Source organism: Vibrio sp. LQ2, assembly GCF_023920125.1.
Lineage (GTDB): Bacteria > Pseudomonadota > Gammaproteobacteria > Enterobacterales > Vibrionaceae > Vibrio > Vibrio fluvialis.
This window is the reverse complement of record NZ_CP085308.1, coordinates 4,254,197-4,275,786: the sequence shown is the minus strand read 5'-3', so window position 1 is coordinate 4,275,786 and position 21,590 is coordinate 4,254,197. Positions and strand designations below refer to the sequence as shown.

The 21,590-nt window shown below is 52.9% G+C and carries 20 protein-coding genes; 12 read left to right on the top strand and 8 right to left on the bottom strand.

The window, feature by feature from the left end:
- Positions 1–292: 292 nt before the first annotated feature.
- From LGV68_RS19895 to araH, 3 genes are read left to right on the top strand one after another with little or no spacing between them, the layout of a single operon-like run.
- Positions 293–1,294, top strand: coding sequence for an arabinose ABC transporter substrate-binding protein (locus LGV68_RS19895; RefSeq protein WP_020331889.1), 1,002 nt, complete (start codon positions 293–295; stop codon positions 1,292–1,294).
- 60 nt (positions 1,295–1,354) lie between these two features.
- Positions 1,355–2,869, top strand: a complete 1,515-nt coding sequence (gene araG / locus LGV68_RS19890) for an L-arabinose ABC transporter ATP-binding protein AraG (protein ID WP_055452938.1) — start codon at positions 1,355–1,357, stop codon at positions 2,867–2,869.
- A gap of 18 nt (positions 2,870–2,887) precedes the next feature.
- Positions 2,888–3,874, top strand: a complete 987-nt coding sequence (gene araH, locus LGV68_RS19885; RefSeq protein ID WP_024373643.1) for an L-arabinose ABC transporter permease AraH — start codon at positions 2,888–2,890, stop codon at positions 3,872–3,874.
- A 73-nt stretch (positions 3,875–3,947) separates the two neighbouring features.
- Here araH and LGV68_RS19880 read toward each other — a convergent pair whose 3' ends face one another.
- The 3 genes from LGV68_RS19880 to ftnA form a co-directional block, all read right to left on the bottom strand.
- Positions 3,948–5,135 (bottom strand): NAD(P)/FAD-dependent oxidoreductase, encoded by a 1,188-nt coding sequence (locus LGV68_RS19880; RefSeq protein ID WP_020433408.1) that lies wholly within the window; start codon positions 5,133–5,135, stop codon positions 3,948–3,950.
- 104 nt (positions 5,136–5,239) lie between these two features.
- Positions 5,240–5,563: a universal stress protein UspB gene (gene uspB, locus LGV68_RS19875; RefSeq protein WP_020331884.1), complete on the bottom strand. Its 324-nt coding sequence runs from the start codon at positions 5,561–5,563 to the stop codon at positions 5,240–5,242.
- Positions 5,564–5,637: 74 nt separating this feature from the next.
- Positions 5,638–6,165: a non-heme ferritin gene (ftnA, locus tag LGV68_RS19870; protein WP_020331883.1), complete on the bottom strand. Its 528-nt coding sequence runs from the start codon at positions 6,163–6,165 to the stop codon at positions 5,638–5,640.
- Positions 6,166–6,328: 163 nt separating this feature from the next.
- On the opposite strand from ftnA, the gene uspA reads away from it, so the two are divergent.
- On the top strand, positions 6,329–6,754 hold the full coding sequence (gene uspA / locus LGV68_RS19865) for a universal stress protein UspA (protein ID WP_020331882.1): 426 nt from the start codon (positions 6,329–6,331) through the stop codon (positions 6,752–6,754).
- A 56-nt stretch (positions 6,755–6,810) separates the two neighbouring features.
- Positions 6,811–7,695 carry a carboxylate/amino acid/amine transporter gene (locus LGV68_RS19860; RefSeq protein WP_047459799.1) on the top strand — a complete coding sequence of 295 codons (885 nt, stop codon included), beginning with the start codon at positions 6,811–6,813 and terminating at the stop codon, positions 7,693–7,695.
- A 53-nt stretch (positions 7,696–7,748) separates the two neighbouring features.
- Here LGV68_RS19860 and LGV68_RS19855 read toward each other — a convergent pair whose 3' ends face one another.
- The 3 genes from LGV68_RS19855 to LGV68_RS19845 all read right to left on the bottom strand — a co-directional run bounded on the left by LGV68_RS19855 (position 7,749) and on the right by LGV68_RS19845 (position 11,378).
- Positions 7,749–8,156 carry a hypothetical protein gene (locus LGV68_RS19855; protein ID WP_252535950.1) on the bottom strand — a complete coding sequence of 136 codons (408 nt, stop codon included), beginning with the start codon at positions 8,154–8,156 and terminating at the stop codon, positions 7,749–7,751.
- Positions 8,157–8,233: 77 nt separating this feature from the next.
- Positions 8,234–9,022, bottom strand: coding sequence for a class I SAM-dependent methyltransferase (locus LGV68_RS19850; protein ID WP_020331879.1), 789 nt, complete (start codon positions 9,020–9,022; stop codon positions 8,234–8,236).
- 64 nt (positions 9,023–9,086) lie between these two features.
- Entirely contained in the window at positions 9,087–11,378 is a 2,292-nt protein-coding gene (locus LGV68_RS19845) for an EAL domain-containing protein (RefSeq protein ID WP_252535949.1), read from the bottom strand.
- A 100-nt stretch (positions 11,379–11,478) separates the two neighbouring features.
- Here LGV68_RS19845 and asnC point away from each other — a divergent pair, with 100 nt between their 5' ends.
- On the top strand, positions 11,479–11,943 hold the full coding sequence (asnC, locus tag LGV68_RS19840) for a transcriptional regulator AsnC (protein WP_020331877.1): 465 nt from the start codon (positions 11,479–11,481) through the stop codon (positions 11,941–11,943).
- A gap of 40 nt (positions 11,944–11,983) precedes the next feature.
- On the opposite strand, the gene LGV68_RS19835 is transcribed toward asnC, so the two are convergent.
- On the bottom strand, positions 11,984–12,265 hold the full coding sequence (locus LGV68_RS19835) for a hypothetical protein (protein ID WP_004724296.1): 282 nt from the start codon (positions 12,263–12,265) through the stop codon (positions 11,984–11,986).
- 104 nt (positions 12,266–12,369) lie between these two features.
- Positions 12,370–13,530, bottom strand: a complete 1,161-nt coding sequence (locus LGV68_RS19830; RefSeq protein WP_172560585.1) for a multidrug effflux MFS transporter — start codon at positions 13,528–13,530, stop codon at positions 12,370–12,372.
- A gap of 144 nt (positions 13,531–13,674) precedes the next feature.
- Here LGV68_RS19830 and LGV68_RS19825 point away from each other — a divergent pair, with 144 nt between their 5' ends.
- The 6 genes from LGV68_RS19825 (at position 13,675) to LGV68_RS19800 (ending at position 21,553) form a co-directional block, all read left to right on the top strand.
- The gene (locus LGV68_RS19825) at positions 13,675–14,616 is read left to right on the top strand and encodes a LysR family transcriptional regulator (protein WP_252535947.1); all 942 of its coding nucleotides are present in this window, start codon (positions 13,675–13,677) and stop codon (positions 14,614–14,616) included.
- 114 nt (positions 14,617–14,730) lie between these two features.
- Complete coding sequence (locus LGV68_RS19820; protein ID WP_252535946.1) at positions 14,731–16,521, top strand: aminopeptidase P family protein; 1,791 nt, start codon at positions 14,731–14,733, stop codon at positions 16,519–16,521.
- Positions 16,522–16,807: 286 nt separating this feature from the next.
- Positions 16,808–17,413, top strand: a complete 606-nt coding sequence (gene betI / locus LGV68_RS19815) for a transcriptional regulator BetI (protein ID WP_158142509.1) — start codon at positions 16,808–16,810, stop codon at positions 17,411–17,413.
- Positions 17,414–17,421: 8 nt separating this feature from the next.
- Positions 17,422–18,882, top strand: coding sequence for a betaine-aldehyde dehydrogenase (betB, locus tag LGV68_RS19810; RefSeq protein WP_222761251.1), 1,461 nt, complete (start codon positions 17,422–17,424; stop codon positions 18,880–18,882).
- A gap of 9 nt (positions 18,883–18,891) precedes the next feature.
- Positions 18,892–20,613, top strand: coding sequence for a choline dehydrogenase (gene betA / locus LGV68_RS19805; protein WP_252535945.1), 1,722 nt, complete (start codon positions 18,892–18,894; stop codon positions 20,611–20,613).
- Between the two features lie 10 nt (positions 20,614–20,623).
- Positions 20,624–21,553 (top strand): choline ABC transporter substrate-binding protein, encoded by a 930-nt coding sequence (locus tag LGV68_RS19800; RefSeq protein WP_158151619.1) that lies wholly within the window; start codon positions 20,624–20,626, stop codon positions 21,551–21,553.
- The last annotated feature ends 37 nt before the right edge of the window (positions 21,554–21,590 follow it).

Here is a 21,590-nt window from a genome sequence, read left to right as displayed (position 1 = left end):
CCGCTAGATTCATGGATAAAAACGCCACATGGATAAAATCGTGCAGTTGTTTAAAAAAAGCTCACCGTGAATAAAATCTGATTAAAATAGCCAGTTAACCGTTTACACTTGCACCATTTATATGAAACATCGCACCACAAAACAGCAATTGAGATCTGCATCATGGCTACTCGCGCTAAATGAATGGACTATTTTGCTACAATTTTTTGGTGTGATTTTGGTCACTTCAACCCAACATCGAATCAACAAATATGGATAGCGAAACAAACCCCTACCAGCGGATGGAATAACAATGAAACTAAAAACCTTACTCTCGACCGCAGCCCTCTCCGGGCTGACGCTGCTCAGTGCTTCTGCCAACGCTTTTTTTGGATCCAGTGACGACACCCTGAAACTGGGCTATCTGGTCAAACAGCCAGAAGAACCATGGTTCCAGACTGAGTGGTCATTTGCAGAAAAAGCCGGCAAGGACATGGGCTTTGAAGTGATCAAAATGGCCGTGCCTGATGGCGAGAAAACCCTGAACGCGATCGACACTCTGGCCGCCAGTGGCGCCAAAGGCTTTGTGATCTGCACCCCCGACCCGAAATTGGGTCCTGCCATCATGGCCAAAGCCAAAAGCTATGATTTGAAAGTCATCACCGTCGATGACCAGTTCCTCAACGCCAAAGGCGAGCCGATGAAAGACGTACCGCTGGTGATGATGGCTGCCAGCGCGATTGGCGAACGTCAGGGCCAGGAGCTGTACACCGAAATGCAAAAACGCGGCTTTGATGTCGCCACTACCGGCGTGATGGCGATTACCGCCGATGAACTGGATACCGCACGCCGCCGTGTGGACGGCTCAATCAAAGCGCTGAAAACCGCCGGCTTCCCAGCCAACCAAATCTATCGCGTACCCACTAAAACCAACGACATTCCAGGGGCATTGGATGCCGCCAACTCCCTGCTGGTGCAATACCCTGGCGTGAAACAGTGGCTGGTGGTTGGCATGAACGACAACACCGTATTAGGTGGCATTCGCGCCACAGAAGGCCAAGGCTTTGCCGCTGACAAAGTGATCGGCATTGGTATCAACGGCGTGGACGCGGTCAACGAACTGGCGAAATCACAAGCGACCGGCTTCTACGGCTCGCTGCTGCCAAGCCCGGACGTACACGGCTACAAATCGATTGAGTCCCTGTACAAATGGGTGAAAGACGGTGTGGAACCGAACAAGTTTGTTGAAGTGACCGACGTTGTCCTGATCACCCGCGACAACTTCAAAAAAGAACTGGAGAAAAAAGGACTGTAAGTCCGGTTGGGGTGGCAGTCCTTTTACGCTGCCACCCGTTATTGGAACGGAGAGAATGTTATGGCGATGTCCCCCTCTTACCTCGAGTTTCGCAACATTTCAAAGCACTTTCCCGGTGTTAAGGCGCTGAGTAACATCAGTTTTCGCGCCAACGCAGGTAGTATTCATGCTCTGATGGGCGAGAACGGTGCAGGTAAATCGACGCTACTCAAAACCTTAAGCGGGCTACACCAGCCAACGGAAGGTCACATTGCGATTGACGGCCAGGAGCTGTCATTATCCGGCACCACAGATGCGCTGACACAAGGCATTGCCATCATCTATCAGGAACTCAATCTGGTGCCTGAACTGAGCGTGGCGGAAAATATTTATCTCGGTCAGCTGCCGACCAAAAACGGCCGCGTGGATACCGAAACCCTCAATCGTCAGGCGCGCGAACAGTTGCTGCGTCTGGGCGAAGATTTTGATCCGTCACGCCCGCTGAAAGAGTTTTCCATCGGCCAATGGCAGATGGTCGAAATCGCCAAGGCGCTGAGCCGCAACGCGCAAATCATCGCGTTTGATGAGCCGACCAGCAGCCTGTCACAACGTGAAATTCAAAACCTGTTCAAAGTCATTCGCGAGTTGCGCGATGACGGCAAAATCATTCTGTATGTCTCGCACCGCATGGAAGAGATTTTTAACCTGTGCGATGCGATCACCATTTTTAAAGACGGCACTCATGTGCAGACGTTTGATGACCTGTCGCAACTGACCCACGATCGCCTGGTTGAACTGATGGTCGGACGCGAAATCAGCGACATCTATAACTACCGTTCACGTGAGCTTGGTTTAAGTGGCCTGCGATTGGAAAATTTTCAAGGCCCCGGACTGACGGCGCCCGTCTCACTCGATATTCGTCAGGGCGAGATTCTCGGCTTGTTTGGTCTGGTTGGCGCCGGGCGTACCGAACTGACCCGACTGATTTTCGGCGCGGAGAAACGCACCGCTGGCGAGCTGTACCTGCATGACGTCAACATTAATGTGCGTAAGCCGGGCGACGCCATCAAAGCAGGCATTACCTTGTGCCCGGAAGATCGCAAAGCCGACGGCATCGTGCCGATCATGTCGGTGGCGGAAAACACCAACATCAGTGCACGTCCGTGGCACCTGAAACTCGGTGGCCTGATCGATTTTGGCTGGGAAGCGAAAAACGCCGACACTCAACGTCAGGCACTCAACGTCAAAACCGCTTCGCTGGATCAGCCCATCGGCAAACTCTCGGGCGGAAACCAGCAAAAAGTCATTCTCGGTCGCTGGCTCTCCACCGACATGAGCGTCATTCTGCTCGATGAACCCACCCGTGGCATTGATGTCGGCGCCAAATCGGAAATCTACGAACTGATCTTTAAGCTGGCCGAGAACGGCGTCACCGTGCTGGTGGTATCGAGCGATCTGCCGGAAGTGCTGGGCATCTCCGATCGCCTGTTGGTGATGAAAGACGGCGCGATTTCCGGAGAGCTCCAACGCGACGAATTTAAAGAACAGACTGCACTTCGCCTCGCTATGCTGGGCCAAGAACAAGCCGCAGCTTAAGAATGAAGGAATATCACTATGTCTCTATCAAGTTCTACCAAAATGGTTAATTCCGAACAGAAGTCTGGCGGGTTTAACTTCTCCCAGATCTGGGATCGTTTCGGCATGCTGATGGTGTTTGCTGGCTTGTTTCTGCTGTGCTGCCTGTTCGTGCCTTACTTCGCGACGTTTGTGAACATGAAAGGTCTTGGTCTGGCCATCTCCATGAGCGGCATGGTGGCGTGTGCGATGCTGTTCTGCCTTGCCTGTGGCGACCTCGACCTGTCCGTCGCCTCCGTCATCGCCTGCTCCGGCGTCGTGACCGCGGTAGCGATCAACGCCACCAGCAGTGTCGTGCTGGGCATTGGTGCCGGCCTGTTGTCGGGCGTGCTGTTTGGCCTGCTGAATGGCTTTGTGATTGCCAAACTGCAAATCAACGCGCTGATTACCACTCTGGCGACCATGCAGATTGCCCGTGGCCTCGGTTACATCATCTCCGATGGTAAAGCAGTCGGCATCACGGAAGAAAGCTTCTTTACCTTGGGTAACTCGTCGCTGCTTGGCATTCCGACCCCGGTGTGGCTGACCATCGTGACGTTTGCCGTGTTTGCCTTCCTGCTCAACCGCACCGTGTATGGTCGCAACACTCTGGCCATCGGTGGCAACGAAGAAGCGGCGCGTCTGGCCGGGGTGAATGTGGTTAAAACCAAGATGCTGATTTTCACCATCTCAGGATTTATCTCAGCGTTGGCGGGGGTAATTCTGGCGGCGCGGATGACCAGTGGTCAGCCCATGACGTCGGTCGGTTTTGAACTGGTGGTGATCTCCGCCTGTGTGTTGGGCGGTGTGTCGCTCAAAGGCGGGATTGGTAAAGTCTCTTATGTCATTGCCGGGGTGCTGATTCTCGGCACCGTGGAAAATGCCATGAACCTATTGAACATGTCACCTTTTGCACAGTACGTCGTCCGTGGTGCAATCTTGCTGGCTGCCGTTATTTTTGACCGCTACAAACAAAAATCACGTTAAGCCAATTCATCGGTTACTTGCTCTCTTATTTCCCACAAATAAGAGAGCTTTTTTATGAAATGAATTCGACCCGCTATACCCACTGCCCCGCCACGTAACCGCTCGACCACGCCCACTGGAAGTTGTAGCCGCCGAGCCAACCGGTCACGTCCATCACTTCACCGACAAAATAAAGCCCCGGCACGGTTTTGCACTCCATGGTTTTCGATGAGAGCGAGTCGGTGTCGACACCACCCAGCGTCACTTCTGCAGTGCGGTAGCCTTCGGTACCATTGGGTACAATGCGCCACTGTTGCAGCGTCTCGGATACGGCGCTCAGCTCTTTCGGGTTGAGTTGTTTGAGCGGTTTATCGCTCAGCAGTTTGCGCTCGATCAGCACTTCCACCAAGCGTTTCGGCAGCACGCGTGCCAGAGTATTTTTCAGGCTTTGATTCGGGTGTTTTTCACGCGAACGGGTCAGCAGCTCATCAATATCCACGTCCGGCACCAGATTGATGGTCACCGCCTGACCGGGTTTCCAGTAAGAGGAAATCTGCAACACCGCCGGGCCGGATAAGCCGCGATGAGTAAACAGCAGCGCTTCTTTAAACACCTTGCCACACTCGGCCTGAATTTCTGACGGCACCGCGATACCCGACAATTCAGCCAGCGCGTCTTTGTCTTCCACATGCAGCGTAAACGGCACCAGGCCCGCCGTGGTCGCGTGCACGGGTAAACCAAACTGTTCAGCAATTTTGTAACCAAATGGCGTCGCGCCAAGTTTGGGCATCGACAAGCCACCGGTTGCCACCACCAGCGACTGGCATTCAATATCGCCGACTGAAGTTTTGAGGCTAAAGCCCTGCTCGGTTTTGGCGATCTCCAGCGTTTCCACCTGATAGCGCTGGCGAATGGTCGGCTGATCGCACTCGGCCAGCAGCATGTTGACGATATCTTTGGCCGAATCGAGACAGAATAGCTGGCCATGGTCACGCTCTTCGTACGCAATGCCGTACTTGCCGACCATGGCGATGAAATCCCAGTTGGTGTACTGCGACAACGCCGATTTGACGAAGTGCGGGTTGCCACACAGGTAGTTGGCTGCCGACACATCGTAGTTAGTGAAGTTACAACGGCCGCCGCCAGAGATGAGGATTTTACGTCCCGGTTTTTTGGCGTGATCGATGATCAGCACTTTGCGGCCACGCTTACCTGCTTCTGCGGCACACATCAGGCCTGCGGCACCCGCACCAATCACGACAACATCGACTTTTTCACTCATCTCGGCTCACTCAACTGCAATAAAAAAGGATGTGCAGCGCACATCCTTACTCACTCGGGGCGGTATTCTAACGGTAAAAACACCGCTTGCCAATTGACCACTGGTCACAGCATAAAGGCTGCTACCGTCGTCAGTACGACCAGTGAAGTCGAGAGGATAAACAGCTCACGCACGCGGTCGCACTTACCGGTAAACACCGGGTCGTGATGGTGGTGATATTCTTTGCTTTTGATGTAGTGGTACAAGCGCACCTGTTTGGTCATATTACCGTGGGTGGTAAAAAAGCCACCGCCGTCAACTTGCTGATAGAGCAAGGGGTGAGCTTCGCGCATGATGTAGATGAGAGAGCGTAATGCGGTGAGGTAACGGAGCACGTTCACACCGGTTACGATCATTAGCGCTAATAGAATGGTATCTCCACTGATCATCTTTTCCTCCCTACATCTTGTGTAAGAATGCCCAGAGAAAAAGACGATCGCTTCAATTGGTCTTTTTGCCGAGATTACTCAGCGGGGGCATCCATTACCGAAGATGAGCCTGCTTTTGCCAATGCTGCCAGGTCTTTATCGATGAAGAACAACGCCTTACCATCTTCGCCGACAAGCTCCAGCTTATCTAAAATCCCTTTAAACAACTTCTCTTCTTCATGTTGCTCCGCAACGTACCACTGAAGGAAGTTAAATGTTGAGTAGTCTTGAGATGTGAACGCCAGATGAGCCAGCTTGTTGATTTTCTGCGTAATCATCTGCTCATGTTCATACGTTTCGCGGAATACTTCGCCTAAGCTTGCGAAATCGTGTTTTGGCGCTGCGATCGCACCCAGGATTGGCATTGAGCCCGTCTCACTAACATACGTAAACAGACGTTGCATGTGCTGCATCTCTTCTACGGCATGAGAGCGTAAAAACTCTGCGGCACCATCAAATCCTTTGTCTTCACACCAAGCACTCATTTGTAAGTATAGATTGGATGAAAAAAATTCGAGATTAATTTGATCATTCAGTTGATCGACCATAGCTTGCGATAGCATCGAAGGCTCCTAATTCATCATAAATCACTGATGCCACTATAACATGTTCGCTGGCTATTGTTAGAACACCTTGTCCGCTCGCGATGGATATTTGATCGCGACGGCAAAAAACTTCTGAGCGAGGTGCTAATCTGTAGTTAGTCACCTACAAGGAGATAGCATTATGAGTTATCAACACATTTTAGTTGCCGTCGATCTCTCAGAAGACAGCAAACTTTTGATCGACAAAGCGGTTGCGCTGGCTAAGCCTCTGAATGCGGAGATCTCTTTTATTCATATTGATGTGAATTATGCCGAGCTCTACACCGGGCTGATCGACATCAATCTGGCGGAGACTCAGCACCACGCGATGGAAGCGTCCCAGAAACAACTGCAGGATCTGGCGAACTACGCAAACTACCCAATCAAACACACCCTGGTGGGCAGTGGCGATCTGAGTAATGAACTGTGTGACACCATCAATGAGTTCAACATTGACTTGGTCGTGTGTGGTCACCATCAGGATTTCTGGAGCAAATTGCTGTCCTCAACCCGTCAGCTTATTAATTGCTCACCTGTCGACATGTTGGTTGTACCACTCAACGACTGACGGCGAAGAAAAACTCAGTTAGACTGCAGGTAATTTTTCATTAAACCATTCTCGTTATGATTTATTTATCTGCAGTCACCCTACTTTGGGCCTTCTCATTCAGCCTGATCGGCGTTTATCTTGCCGGTCAGGTTGATTCTTGGTTTTCTGTACTGATGCGCGTGGCATTGGCCAGTATCGTTTTCCTGCCATTTCTTAAATTCAAACAAGTACCCGGTAAGCTGATCGGCAAACTGATGGCAATTGGCGGAATTCAGCTTGGCTTGATGTACTGCTTCTATTATCAGTCGTTCTTGCTGCTCTCCGTACCGGAAGTGCTGCTGTTCACCGTCTTTACGCCGATTTATGTCACCCTGATTTACGACATGCTCAAAGGACGTTTCTCGCCATGGTATCTGGTCACAGCTGTGATTGCGGTGGCGGGCGCGGCGGTGATCAAATTTGCCGGCATTAACGAAAACTTCTTCCTCGGCTTTATGGTGGTACAAGGGGCAAATCTCTGCTTTGCCATCGGTCAGGTCGGCTATAAATACGTGATGGAACGGGAAACCGTCGAGCTGCCACAACACACCGTGTTTGGTTACTTCTATCTTGGCGCGCTGGTGGTTGCGACGGTCGCATTCCTGCTGCTGGGCAACCCTGGCAAGCTGCCAACCACCTCGGTGCAATGGGGCATTTTGATTTACCTCGGTGTGATTGCCTCTGGCTTTGGCTATTTTGCCTGGAACAAAGGTGCGTGCATGGTCAACGCTGGCGCGCTGGCGATCATGAACAATGTGCTGGTGCCGGCGGGCTTGGTGGTCAATATTCTGATCTGGAACCGCGATGTCGACCTGGCGCGTTTGTCTCTCGGCGGGCTGGTGATCCTGCTGTCGTTGTGGGTCAACGAAACCTGGGTGAAGCGCCGCGTGGAACTGAGCTACCGCGCTTCCGAGCAGTAATCTCTATACGATGAAAAAGCCCACCGAATGGTGGGCTTTTTGTTGAATTCGAATCAGTGCATCTGCGCCATGATGCCCGCTTCGGGCAACACCACACTCGGATTGAGTGCATTGAACTTGGCTTGCAGCGCCTGCTGTTTTTTCATCATTTTCTGCTGCTGTTTGAGCACCTTAGCCAGCTTCTTCTGATATTTTTTCTGCTTTTTCAGCGTCTTCTTCGCCAGTTTCAGCGCCGCTTTTTCAGCCGACTTACTGCGCGATGACCCCACGTTCAGCGCCAGCTTGACATTACCTTTACTCTTCATCTTTGGCAGAGCTTCCGGTTTACACAGCGCATTTTTGTCTGCCGATGAACGCGCACATGAACGACACATAAAGGCCGGCTGCGCGACAAGACGATGAATCTCACCCAAGGATGAGGTGATGTCACGACGATTTAACTTACACAAACGTTTCGTCATGGTAGAGGCTCCAGCTAAGAATAATAATAATTCTTAATCAGATATAACCGCAGGCCAACGGAAACGCAAGTGATGTTTTAGTGGCTGTCACCCATCGCCGCAATCACATACACATCAAAGCGGTTCTTCTTGGTTTCAATCGCCATGCTCGGTTTGTGTTCATCCAGCCATTCAGCGTAGTCCGGGCGTTTTACTACCACGCGTTTGGTCGCCAGTAATAAAGCCGGTGCCAGCAGGCTATCTGCATCGTTATCTGCCCCGACCAAGGATTGAAATACGCGCATCTCTTTTTTGACCAGCGCACTTTTCTTTTTGTTTTCCGGGTGTGGATACATAGGATCGAGGTAGACCACATCCGGGCGTTCAAAGGCGGCATCTTGCGCCAACTGTTGCAGCGCAGAGTGACTCGAGGCGTGCAGCAACGTCACGCGCTCACTGACCCACGGGCCGATTTCTGCATCCAGTTTGGCGCGCATCAGGCCATCGTCCAGCAAAGCTGCGACCACCGGGTGACGCTCCACCATCTGCACTTTGCAGCCCAATGACGCCAGCACAAACGCATCGCGGCCAAGACCTGCTGTGCCATCCAACACGGTTGGCGTCACACCTTTGTTCAGCCCAGCGGCTTTGGCAATTGCCTGACCTTTACCGCCACCAAATTTACGGCGATGCGCCACGGCACCGCTGACCCAGTCGACGTAAATCGCTCCGAGTTTCGGCTCATCGGTTTTACGTAGCTCTAAGCGCTCCGCCGTCAGTACCAGCGCAAACGGACTGCTGGCATCGTGGCTTAAATGCCAGCGCTTGGCGATACGTTGCAGTTCTTCAGCACGTTCGCGGACTTCACAAATCAGTTGTAGCTGCAAAGGTCTCACTCCAGAATCGAGGGGTCAAATCGGCCGCCAGTGTAGCCGATTTTACGCGTGGCGGCTAAGCCTTCTGTGCGGTCAGCAGTTGTTCAACCAGCTCGTCAATCGGCTGTGGTTTACCAATCTGATAACCCTGCGCAAAGTGAACGCCTATCTCTCGCAGGCGCTGCAAAATCGCGTCGTTTTCGACAAACTCGGCCACGGTTTGCTTGCCCATCTGACGCGCCAGATCGTGAATCGAACGTACCATCAGATGATCCATCTCATTCACATCAATGTCGCGCACAAACAGGCCGTCGATTTTGACGATATCAATCGGCAGCTTCTTCAGGTAACCGAATGATGACAGCCCAGAGCCAAAGTCATCCAAGGCGATTCGGCAACCGAGCTCTTTCAGGCGACTGAACAGAGCAATGGCCTGATTGAGGTTTCGCATCGCGGCGGTTTCCGTGATCTCAAAACAGATTTTGCTGCATGGCACGCAGCTGCTTTGCAGGCGCGCGATCAGGTTATCGATGAATTCTGCGTTCCCCATCGAGTGGCCTGAGAGGTTAATCGAGCACAAACCCAGACAAGCCAGTGCCTGTGGGCGTGTTTCAAACCAGCGCAGCGTCTGCTCCACCACCTGTTTGTCCAGCAAATGCGCCACGTTATAGCGCTCTGAAGCGGGCACAAAAATCCCCGGTGATACGTACTCGCCGTCGGCGTTTTTGATCCGCACCAGAATCTCAAAGTGCATGCCTAGCTCATCGGCATTGAGCGCCAGTATTTGCTGGGCAAACAGTTCAACCCGCTCTTTGGCCAGCGCATCGTGTACCAGGTTAACGCTCTCCATCTCCAGCTCGCGGCGGCGCAGGTCCGCATCGTCCTGGCGATACAAGTTATAGCGGTTGCGTCCCTCTTCTTTAGCGGCATGGCAAGCCGTGTCTGCCTGCGCATGCACCATTTGCGGTGAGGTTGCGGTGTGGTCGATCAGGCGAATACCTATCGAACAGGTCAGATTGAGGCGAATCTCCTCCCACCAGAACGCATGCTCCGCCATGGTCGCGACGATGGTTTTCGCCACCTGAATCGCATCCCGCTCTGTGCAGTCTTTAAGCAGAATGGCAAACTCATCACCGCCCATTCGAGCCAGCACCGCGTTATACGGCAGTACCTCTTCGAGCATGCTGGCGCAGAACTGAATAGCGCCATCACCCGCATCGTGACCGGCGGTATCATTGAGCACTTTCAACTGGTCGAGATCGAGATACAACATGGCGTGGGTACGCAGCTCGGTGGCGGTTTCCTGCAATGCCTGCGCCAGTTCGAGTTCAAACTGGTTGCGGTTGAAGGTGTTGGTCAGCATATCGTATTTGGCCTGATACGCCAGTTTGTCGGCCAATTGCCGGGTCTCTGTAACATCCTCGCCGACAATCAGCAGATGACCCGTTTCTACCAGCGCACGAATGTTCTCACGCACCCAGATGGCACGCCCATCCGCGTGGCGATATTCAATTTCGCGCTGCCAGATGCCTTGCAGTGACTGATTAGGTTGTAGCAGAACCTGACGCGCGCTGAGTGCCAGCTCGCTGAGATAAAAGTCGCTGAGGGGATGGCCAAGCAGTTGTGATGCCTGAAAACCAAGCAACTGCTCGGCAAAACGGTTCACCTGCTGAATGCGGTTCTGTTCATCCAATGTCAGCATCATCACAGGTTGCAAATCGTAGTAGTGGCTGAGGCTGGCTTCACGCTGAAACAATTTGTCTTCGGTGATTTTTCGCCAGGTAATGTCCTGACCCTCACACAAATATTGAATAGGTACACCCGGCACGGTCAGCATCGGTTTGAACGCCCATTCAAGCATCATAGAGCCTTGCTCTGCGTGCCAGATTTCCGCCTCAAACTGACGCGGCTGAGTCGACACTTCTTCAAAATACTCTTTAATGCGCTGCGCCGAGGCATCTTCCCAGTGAGGGTGTGTCCACAGGGGCAGCTCCAGGTTCATCCCCTGGCGATAAAACAGTTCCTGAAACTTGTGGTTGCAGGAGATCAGGCGCCCAGAATGGTCAAGAATACCGATGTAGTGATTGCTCTGCTCAAACACCGATTCGAGCAGAATCTGGTTATCGCGGCTCAAGCGCTCACTGCTGCGCAGACGCAGCACATAGTAAAGCAGCAGCGCGATCACCACAGAGAAAAACAGCAGAATGAGGAGTACACCAGCCAGATCCCAGTGCTGGTGATTGTTCAATCCAAAAGCCGGACCAAGAAGTGACTCTGTGTCTGAGGTCGAGAGCGAAGCGGCGAATGCGGGGAAAATGCCCGTCAGGCTCAGTAATAACGATTGCATTAAGAAAGATAAGCGAGCCACAAACGGATTCCTTGGCAGAGTCGATGATTAATGATATCACTCGATATCAAAGAATATCCGCGTGATATTCTGACCAATTGCACAAATCTCAGGAATTCATATGCAAGTAGCCTCGACAAAGCTGGACGAATTGGATCGCGCGATTCTGAAAATTTTGATGGATGATGCCCGCACGCCCTACGCCGAAATGGCCAAGCAGTTCAACGTCAGTCCGGCCACCATTCACGTTCGAATCGAAAAAATGAAGGCCGCCGACATCATTCAGGGAACGGAAGTGGTGGTCAACACCAAAAAGCTCGGGTACGACGTCTGCTGTTTTATCGGCATCAACCTTAACGCCGCGCGTGACTACCATTCGGCGCTGGCCAAACTCAATGCGCTGGATGAGGTAGTTGAAGCCTATTACACCACGGGCGCGTACAACATTTTCGTTAAGCTGATGTGTAAGTCGATCGAAGAGTTGCAATACGTGTTGATTGATAAGTTGCAGGCGATTGATGAAGTGCAGTCGACCGAAACGCTGATCTCGCTGCAAAACCCGATCAACCGCAACGTCAACCCATAAAAAAGCCCGGCACTCAGTCCGGGCTTTTTACGCAATATCGTTATTTATTGAGGTATTTCAACAGCTCGTCTGGAGAGATACCTTGCTTGGCGAGTTCTTTAGCCAGCAAATCCACTTGCTCGTTTTTACGAGAATCAATCACTTGCTGAAACTGGAAAACCAGATCACGCAACACAGGCAGTGGTACCTGTTTCGCCGCACTACGAACACGCTCACTACTTTGGTTACCCAGTTCTGCTAGCAATTTGCCGAACATCACCTTTTCTGGAGACTCATCGAGTTGTTCCCAGATGCGGGCCATTTCATAGGTTGTCATAGACATTGTTTAGTGATTCCAAGTGATTACTAAAAGGGTGAGAGGCAACAATATACACGCCTTATCTCATTTAGAAAATAGCCCTTTGAGTGAATTTACCAAAGCTTACGCTACGACTCCAAAGCCCACTGATGCCAGGCGCGGCCTGCTTTTGAAAACAGAATGATCAAGGCCGGAGCGATAAGCCACATATGCAATGCGATCATCATTTGCGGCTCCAAGTGTAAACGTTGCAATGTTCCGACCACCAGACCAGAACCACTCATTTGGAATAAACCTAACAGTGCCGCCGCCGTACCCGCTTTATCACCGAACGGTGCCAGCGCTTTTCCAGCCGCCGCCCCGAGAATCCAGGCAAACCCAACCGACGAAAGGAAGATAGGCAGCATAAAAGCAAATGCGGTCGCCACACTCGCCAACATCACCATCGCCACGCCAGCCACCAGCAGCGAACTGATGCCCATGACTAAGGTGGTGTGAGTACCGAAGCGATCCATCACGCGTGGCGCAGTCATACAGGCAATGATGTTTACCACGGCGTTGACGCCAAACCAGAACGTAAACTGATTCATCGTCAGGCCGAGGCGTTCCATCAACACCACAGGAGCGGATGTCACGTAAGCCAGAATCACCGCCATCGCCAGCAAACATAATGAGGCATGGAAAACAAATGATGGTGTCTTGAGTACCGACCAGTAACGCGACAGCTTAAACACCGCCTGTTTTTCGGTGCTTGGATTGGTCTCTTTCATACGCATCAGCAGCAACAGGCCGACCGTCAGCGCAAACCCCGCCATAAAACTGAAGTTCGCGCGCCAGCCAAACTGTTGAGTCAGCCAGCTTCCCAGAATCGGCGCAAGAGCAGGAATAAAACAGATCGCACCGTTGAGGTAGCTGATCATTTTGCCGCTGCGTTGTGGACCAAAGATATCGCGAACTGTCGCAAAGGCTGCTACCGATGTCGCACATGCACCTAAGCCTTGTAGCAGACGGGCTGTCAGCATCCATTCAATGCTTTGTGCGCTCCACGCCAATAAAGCGCTCACCGCATAAATGCTGATACCACCCAATGCAACAGTTCGACGACCGAGTTTGTCTGCCAGTGGGCCGGCAAACAGCTGACCGACACCCATAGCAAACAGAAACCAAGTAATCGTGTCCTGAGCCAGAGCGTGTTCCACGTGAAACGTCTGAGAGATCTGCGGCAATGCAGGCAAATAAATATCAATCGCCAAAGGGCTAAACAGGACCAACAGCGTCAGTAATATCATTTGCTGTTTACTCGGTCCGCCAGATTGCGTCACGCTCACGTTCTACTCCAACTAAATTAATGAGACTTCGCGCATAATAGAGCAATCATGATATGCGTAAAAATGGCTTATAATCATCCGTAATATTCCTCAAAGGAAAATCAGATGAAGATTGAAAAGTTAGCGCGCATCGATCTCAACTTACTGGTGTGTCTCAAGGTACTCAGTGAAGAGCTGAGCGTGACCCGCACCGCCAACCGCCTCTATCTCAGCCAGTCGGCGGTGAGTAAATCGCTGGCCAAGCTGCGCGAGCAGTTTGACGACCCGTTGTTCATTCGTACCTCGCACGGCCTGAAACCAACACCTAAAGTGGTGTTTCTCAAACCTAAACTGGACATTCTGGTGAACCAACTCGAACTCATCACTCAGCCGGAACAGTTTTCCCCGCAGTCGAGTGAATACCGCTTTCACATCGCCACGGTGGAAAGTGTCTATCCATTGATCCTGCCGCATTTCTTGCCTGCCATTTTCAGTCAGGGCCCGAATCTCAACATCAGCACACACGCCTGGACAGATCAGACGTTCAAGAAACTACAACTGGGCGAACTCGATTTTGGCCTTACGGGGAAAGACATCGACATCAACGATGCGCGGCTGACCATGATGCCGCCGAACGATATCTGCGAGCAGGAAATTTACCGCGATACCCAGATGTGTGTGGTGCGTCATAACCACCCGGCCCTGAGCCAACCCTGGAATCTGGAGCAGTACCTGTCGCTGCGCCATGTGCAGGTACGGTGCGATGGCAATGACCGCTGGCTGCTCGACTATCGGCTGGCAGACATGGGTTATGAGCGTGATATCGCCATCACCGTGCCGGATTTCAACAGCGCAGCCAGCTTGTGTACCTACACCGACTTTGTGTTTACCGCGCCGAGCCATTTTACTCATTTGGTCGCGCAGCAAATGGGCTTGGTGGTGCTGCCGTTGCCGTTAGAATTTCCGCCGATGGCTTACACTCTGTTCTGGCATCGCGATCGGGAAAACGACCCGGCATTGAACTGGCTGCGCCAGATCATTCAAACCAAAACACTACACTTGAGATAAAGCGACGGATATTTGCACGCCTTTGGTAAAAGGAGTAGCTTATCCGCACTTGTCCCGGGCCAGCTGATCACAGCCTGCGCCGTCACAAAGGACTGTTAATAAGGATAATCACAGATGCCACAATCCATTTCCCAACGTGTTGCCGAACTGCGTAACTGGCTGACACAACAAGGTTTAGATGCACTCATTGTGCCTCACGAAGACGAGTACCTCGGCGAATATGTCCCTGAACACAACGAACGCCTGCATTGGCTGACGGGGTTTACCGGTTCAGCGGGTGCTGCAGTGATCACCGGCGAAAAAGCGGCGATCTTCGTCGATGGTCGGTATACCGTACAAGTTCGCAAACAAGTTCCGGGAGAACTGTTTGAGTATCGTCACCTGATTGAAGAACCGTATCTGGCGTGGCTGAAAAGCGCCCTGCCAGCGGGCAGCAAAGTGGGTTACGACCCACGTATGCACCGTGCAAGCTGGCTGAAAGCCGCGCACACCACGCTGGACGGCGAACTGCAACTGGTCGCCACCCGTGGCAACGCCATTGACCAACTGTGGCATGACCGCCCGGCTCCCGTGGTCTCTGACATGCGCCTGATGGGTAATGAGCTCGTCGGCGTCGACAGCGCAACCAAACGCCGCACCATCGCAGATATTCTGGTCAGCAAAAAGGCCGACAGCGCAATTCTGACTGAACTCGATTCCATCTGCTGGCTGCTCAACATCCGTGGTCTGGATGTCTCTCGCCTGCCAGTCCTGCTGTCGCACGCCATCGTGCATGCGGACGCCAGTGTCGACTTTTTCCTCGATCCGGCACGTCTGGCGGCAGGCTTTGACGCCCACGTCGGTTCAGATGTACGCGTACATCATCCGGAAACTCTCGAATCACAACTGGTGCAACTGCGCGGCAAACGCGTGATTGTGGACCCGGCCACCAGCAACGCTTGGTTTACACTGGTACTGCAAAATGCCGGTGTCGAGCTGCTAAGCGATGCCGATCCGTGTCTGCTGCCAAAAGCCGCTAAGAACGCAACCGAAATTGCCGGCATGAAAGCGTGCCATGTACGCGATGGCGCGGCGATGACCAAGTTCCTCGCCTGGCTGGACAGCGAAGTGGCGGCCGGACGCCTGCACAACGAAGCTGAGCTTGCCGATCAACTGCAAGCATTCCGCGAGCTGGACCCGACTCTGGCAGATCTGAGCTTTGATACCATTTCTGCAGCCTGCAGCAATGCCGCCATGTGTCACTACAACCACATGAACCAGCCGCACCCAGGTCAGCTGGAAATGAATACGCTGTATCTGGTCGATTCAGGCGGTCAGTACACCGACGGCACCACCGACATCACCCGCACTATCGCGATTGGCGACGTGAGCGACGAGATGAAGCAGCAGTTTACTCTGGTGCTTAAAGGCCACATTGCACTGGCCAAAGCCCGTTTCCCGCAAGGCACCTGCGGCCATCAGCTCGATGTGCTGGCACGTCAGCATCTGTGGGCCAATGGCTACGATTACGATCACGGTACCGGCCACGGTGTCGGTCACTTCCTGAGTGTGCATGAAGGCCCGCAACGCATCGGCAAAGTGTTCAACAATGTCGCTTTGCGCCCGGGAATGGTGCTGTCGAACGAGCCGGGTTACTACCGCGCTGATGGCTTTGGGATCCGTATTGAGAACCTGGAACTGGTTACCGAAATTGCCACTCAAGGTGATTTTAACGTGCTCGGTTTTGAATCGCTGACCCGCTGCCCAATTGATGTGCGAGCCATTAACGTCAACATGCTGACCAAGCCGGAACTGAACTGGCTGAATGACTACCACGCCAAAGTATGGAACGAAGTCAGCCCGCTGGTGGAAGGCGACGTTCAAGCCTGGTTGCGTCAAGCAACGCAACCGATCAGCCACGTTTAAGCGCAAATCTTAATTCTATCAATCCCTTAACGAGCCATCGTTAAGGGATTTTTTGTATCCGCTTTCCTCCCTGCCACTTGCCTCTCTGCTATTTTCATACAATTCTAAAGTTTCCACTTCAAATCAAAAAAATATTTATCAGTTATCTCGTTGTTTTTAATAAAAATATCAAGAAACAAAAACCAAACAGAACACCAATTGCACAACATTTTAGTTTGAGATCTAACAATTTTTTGTTTAACGTATATTTAACTAATCGTTCAATTAAAAATGATAAGGAGTGCAGATGCCGAAAGTTGGGATGCCCGACATACGCAAACCGCAATTGGTTCAAGCAACCATGGCCGTTATCGAACGAGTGGGATTGCATGCTGCCAGTATTGCGCTGATCAGCCGTGAAGCCGGGGTATCCACCGGCATCATTAACCACTACTTCGGCGGCAAGCATGGTCTGCTAGAAGAAACCATGCGCGCGATTTTGCGTGAACATTCGGTCACCGTCACTCAGGCACTGGCGAAAATCCCGCAGCACGAGCATCAGGCACGGATCAATGCCATCGTGAATGCCAACTTCGAAGGATTTCAGGCAGAAAGTCAGGTGGTTAAAACCTGGCTGGCGTTCTGGTCCTATTCGATGCACGACGCGCAGTTGAACCGCTTACAACGAGTCAACGAACAACGCCTGATCTCTCACCTTAAAATTGAACTTAAAGCCCTTCTGCCCCGTCACCACGCTCAACAGGTGGCACACGGGATCGCTGCTCTGATCGATGGTATCTGGCTACGCGGTGCGCTGAATCCTGATGGAATCAACGCTCAGCAAGCCCGGTTATTGATAAACGATTACTTAGAAATACAACTGGCGCAGCATGCGCTGACGACAACCAGCTAGGTCTTCAAATGGAAAAAGCATCACTTTATATCGATGGCGCGTTAAAACACGCGTCATCCGGGGAAACCTTTACCTCATACAACCCGGCCACCGGCGAACCGCTTGCGGTTTTGGGCCTTGCGAGCGCTCAGGATGTGCAGGACGCGATTGATTCTGCGCAGCGCGGTTTCGCGATTTGGTCAGCAATGACCGCTGTCGAACGCAGCCGCATTCTGCTCAAAGCAGTCGCCATATTGCGTGAACGTAACGACGAACTGGCGCTGCTGGAAGTACTCGATACCGGTAAGCCGATTCAGGAAGCAGATTGCGTTGATATCGCCACCGGCGCTGACGTCATCGAATACTTCGCTGGCCTCGCTCCTGCCTTGCAAGGCGAGCAACAGCCGCTCTCCGCCAGCCAGTTTTTCTACACCCGCAAAGAACCGTTAGGCATCTGCGCCGGGATTGGGGCGTGGAACTACCCGATGCAAATCGCGATGTGGAAATCGGCCCCGGCTCTGGCTGCGGGTAATGCAATGATTTTTAAACCGTCCGAAGAAACGCCGCTCACCGCATTGAAACTGGCGGAAATCTTCACCGAAGCGGGCCTGCCGGATGGTGTGTTTAACGTCGTGCAAGGCGATGGCCGCGTCGGCCAGATGCTGACCGCACACCCGGCGATTGCCAAAGTTTCCTTCACGGGTGAAACCGGCACCGGTAAAGCTGTGATGGCGGACAGCGCGCGCACACTCAAATCCGTCACCATGGAGCTTGGCGGCAAGTCCCCACTGCTGGTGTTCGATGATGCCAAGCTGGATCAAGCAGTTTCCGCGGCGATGACCGCCAACTTCTACACCCAAGGCGAAGTATGTACTAACGGTACCCGTGTTTATGTGCATGAAAACCTTTACGACGCATTCATCGATCAGCTGAAGTGTCGCACTGAAAAACTGATCGTGGGCGATCCGCAAGATCCGAACACACAGATTGGTGCGCTGATTTCCAAAAACCACATGCACAAAGTGCTGGCCGCTATCGACAGCGCCAAAACAAGCGGTGCCAAACTGCTGATCGGCGGCTATCAGGTGACGGACAACGGACTGGCAAATGGCAACTTCGTTGCGCCGACGGTGTTCGTCGACTGCGACGAAGCGATGAGTTTTGTGCAGCAGGAAATCTTTGGTCCGGTGATGGCCGTCATGAAGTTCAGCGACGAGCAGGAGGTTATCCAGCGCGCCAACAACACGCACTATGGTTTAGCCGCAGGCGTGTTCACTCAGAACCTGTCGCGCGCGCACCGTGTCATCCACCAGCTGCAAGCGGGTATTTGCTGGATTAACACCTGGGGAGACTCTCCGGCTCCGATGCCTGTTGGCGGTTTTAAGCTCTCCGGTGTCGGTCGTGAAAACGGCATCGAAACGCTAAACCATTACACTCAGACAAAAAGTGTGTTGGTGGAACTGGATGATTTCGTCGGTCCGTATGCGTAAGGAGACAGCATGAAACAACACTTTGACTACATCATCATCGGTGCGGGCTCGGCAGGTTGTGTGCTGGCCGACCGTCTGACGGAAAGCGGTGAACATTCAGTGCTGCTGCTGGAAGCCGGCGGCAGCGACAAAAGCATCTTCATTCAGATGCCCACCGCGCTCTCTTACCCGATGAACAGCGACAAATACGCCTGGCAATTTGAATCGCTGCCAGAGCCCGGCCTCGATGGCCGCGCCCTGCACTGCCCGCGTGGCAAAGTGCTCGGCGGCAGTTCTTCAATCAACGGCATGGTTTATGTCCGAGGCCACGCCTGCGACTTTGATGAGTGGCAACAGCAAGGTGCTACAGGCTGGGATTACGCGTCGTGCTTGCCGTATTTCAAACGTGCTGAACGCTGGAGCGGCGGCGCGGATGAATACCGTGGCGGCGATGGCCCACTGGCGACCTGCAACGGCAACGACATGAGGCTCAACCCGCTCTATCAGGCGTTCATCGACGCCGGTCAGCAGGCGGGTTACCCGCAAACTGACGACTACAACGGTTACCAGCAAGAAGGCTTTGGACCGATGCACATGACCGTCGACCACGGCGTACGCGCCTCCACCGCCAACGCTTACCTGCGCCGCGCGCTCAAACGCAACAACCTGACCCTGCTGAAAGGCGTGCTGAGCCGCAAGGTGGTGCTGAAAAACAAGCGCGCAATTGGTGTGGAATTTGAACGCAACGGCCAGATTCAGGTGGCATTTGCCAACCGTGAAGTGGTCTCTTGCGCCGGATCGATCGGCTCTCCGCAACTGCTGCAACTTTCCGGCATTGGTCCGCGCGACGTACTCGAAAATGCCGGCGTTGAAGTACAACACGAACTGCCCGGTGTGGGCGAAAACTTGCAGGATCATCTGGAGATTTATTTCCAGTATCGCTGCCAACAACCGATCACACTGAACAGTAAGCTGGGTTTGCTCAGTAAGGGCATGATTGGTGCCGAATGGATACTGACCAAACGTGGCTTGGGCGCCACCAACCATTTTGAGTCCTGTGCGTTTATTCGCTCTCGCGCCGGACTCAAGTGGCCCAACATTCAATACCACTTTTTACCAGCTGCTATGCGCTATGACGGACGAACCGCGTTCGACGGCCATGGTTTTCAGGTCCATGTCGGCCCGAACAAACCATTAAGCCGTGGTCGTATCTGGATTCGTTCCGCCGATCCCAAGCACAAACCAGCCATTTTGTTCCGTTACCTTTCAGAGCAACAGGATATTCAGGATTGGCGTGATTGCATTCGCCTCACGCGTGAAATTCTGGCTCAACCTGCTTTGGATAGTTATCGCGGTGACGAAATTCAACCCAGTCTGGCGGTCAGCAGTGACGCTGACATCGACGCCTGGGTGAAACAAAACGTAGAAAGTGCCTATCACCCGTCGTGCAGCTGCAAAATGGGCGCCGACGATGATGCGATGGCCGTACTCGATAGCGCTTGCCGGGTACGGGGAATTGAGGGGCTGCGAGTGGTGGATTCGTCCGTTTTTCCAACCATTCCAAACGGCAATTTAAACGCGCCGACCATTATGGTCGCCGAGCGCGCCGCAGACCTTCTGTTGGATAAATCACTGCTTGCCCCAAGCGAAGCCCCTGTGTGGATCGCGCCGCAGTGGCAGACCCAACAACGAGAAACCGCACCACAACGTGCGCTGGATACTCAACCGTCTGTGGCATTGATAACAAAATAAGGAAATACCCATGCGTAAAGTCATGACCTTCACGGCAGCCACGCTGCTCTCACTCAACGCCTACGCTAACAGCTGTAGCACCGTTCGCTTCGCCGATGTCGGCTGGACCGACATTACGGCCACCACCGCAGTGACAACGGAACTGCTGCATGGTCTCGGCTATCAGACCAAAACCGACCTGTTGTCCGTACCGGTCACCTACTCATCGATGGCGAACGGCGACATTGATGTCTTTCTGGGTAACTGGATGCCGACCATGGAAGGCGACATTGCCAAGTACCGTGACTCTGGCACAGTAGAAACGCTGCGCGCCAACCTCGAAGGCGCCAAATACACGCTGGCGGTACCGAAATACGTGTATGACGCAGGGGTGAAATCGTTCGCTGATCTGGCCAAACACGCAGAAGAGTTCAAGCACCGTATTTACGGCATCGAACCGGGTAACGATGGCAACCGCCTGATTCAGTCGATGATCGACAAGAACGCTTTTGAGCTCAAATCATTCGATCTGGTTGAGTCGAGCGAAGCCGGTATGGTGTCGCAGGTGAAACGCGCCGTGCGCCGACACGAGTGGATCGCCTTCCTCGGTTGGGCACCGCACCCAATGAACAGCAACGTTGAGATGGAGTATCTCAGCGGCGGTGACGATTTCTTCGGTCCGAACTACGGCGGGGCCAACGTGTATACCAACGTGCGTCAGGACTACGTTTCGCAATGTCCGAATGTCGGCCAGTTGCTCAACAACCTCTCTTTCAATCTGGAGATGGAAAATGCGTTGATGGAAGCGATCCTCAACCAAGGTCAACAACCATCGAAAGCGGCCAAAGCATGGTTGCGTGAGCACCCGGAAGTATTGTCAAAGTGGCTCAACAAGGTAACCACACTCAATGGCAAACCTGCTGAGCAAGCCATCAAAGACTACCTCAACTCAGACGTTTAACTCGGAACAGGTGGAGTTCTACTCCACCTTTCTTAAG

What these genes read in the sequence shown, in the direction of transcription:
- araG (WP_055452938.1), top strand. Translation starts at nt 1,355, where the DNA reads ATGGCGATGTCCCCCTCTTACCTCGAGTTTCGCAACATTTCAAAGCAC.
- uspA (WP_020331882.1), top strand. Translation starts at nt 6,329, where the DNA reads ATGAGTTATCAACACATTTTAGTTGCCGTCGATCTCTCAGAAGACAGC.
- LGV68_RS19830 (WP_172560585.1), bottom strand. Translation starts at nt 13,530, where the DNA reads ATGATATTACTGACGCTGTTGGTCCTGTTTAGCCCTTTGGCGATTGAT.
- betA (WP_252535945.1), top strand. Translation starts at nt 18,892, where the DNA reads ATGAAACAACACTTTGACTACATCATCATCGGTGCGGGCTCGGCAGGT.
- LGV68_RS19880 (WP_020433408.1), bottom strand. Translation starts at nt 5,135, where the DNA reads ATGAGTGAAAAAGTCGATGTTGTCGTGATTGGTGCGGGTGCCGCAGGC.
- LGV68_RS19825 (WP_252535947.1), top strand. Translation starts at nt 13,675, where the DNA reads ATGAAGATTGAAAAGTTAGCGCGCATCGATCTCAACTTACTGGTGTGT.
- LGV68_RS19835 (WP_004724296.1), bottom strand. Translation starts at nt 12,265, where the DNA reads ATGTCTATGACAACCTATGAAATGGCCCGCATCTGGGAACAACTCGAT.
- betB (WP_222761251.1), top strand. Translation starts at nt 17,422, where the DNA reads ATGGAAAAAGCATCACTTTATATCGATGGCGCGTTAAAACACGCGTCA.
- LGV68_RS19895 (WP_020331889.1), top strand. Translation starts at nt 293, where the DNA reads ATGAAACTAAAAACCTTACTCTCGACCGCAGCCCTCTCCGGGCTGACG.
- betI (WP_158142509.1), top strand. Translation starts at nt 16,808, where the DNA reads ATGCCGAAAGTTGGGATGCCCGACATACGCAAACCGCAATTGGTTCAA.
- LGV68_RS19860 (WP_047459799.1), top strand. Translation starts at nt 6,811, where the DNA reads ATGATTTATTTATCTGCAGTCACCCTACTTTGGGCCTTCTCATTCAGC.
- LGV68_RS19855 (WP_252535950.1), bottom strand. Translation starts at nt 8,156, where the DNA reads ATGACGAAACGTTTGTGTAAGTTAAATCGTCGTGACATCACCTCATCC.
- araH (WP_024373643.1), top strand. Translation starts at nt 2,888, where the DNA reads ATGTCTCTATCAAGTTCTACCAAAATGGTTAATTCCGAACAGAAGTCT.
- uspB (WP_020331884.1), bottom strand. Translation starts at nt 5,563, where the DNA reads ATGATCAGTGGAGATACCATTCTATTAGCGCTAATGATCGTAACCGGT.
- asnC (WP_020331877.1), top strand. Translation starts at nt 11,479, where the DNA reads ATGCAAGTAGCCTCGACAAAGCTGGACGAATTGGATCGCGCGATTCTG.
- LGV68_RS19820 (WP_252535946.1), top strand. Translation starts at nt 14,731, where the DNA reads ATGCCACAATCCATTTCCCAACGTGTTGCCGAACTGCGTAACTGGCTG.
- LGV68_RS19800 (WP_158151619.1), top strand. Translation starts at nt 20,624, where the DNA reads ATGCGTAAAGTCATGACCTTCACGGCAGCCACGCTGCTCTCACTCAAC.
- ftnA (WP_020331883.1), bottom strand. Translation starts at nt 6,165, where the DNA reads ATGCTATCGCAAGCTATGGTCGATCAACTGAATGATCAAATTAATCTC.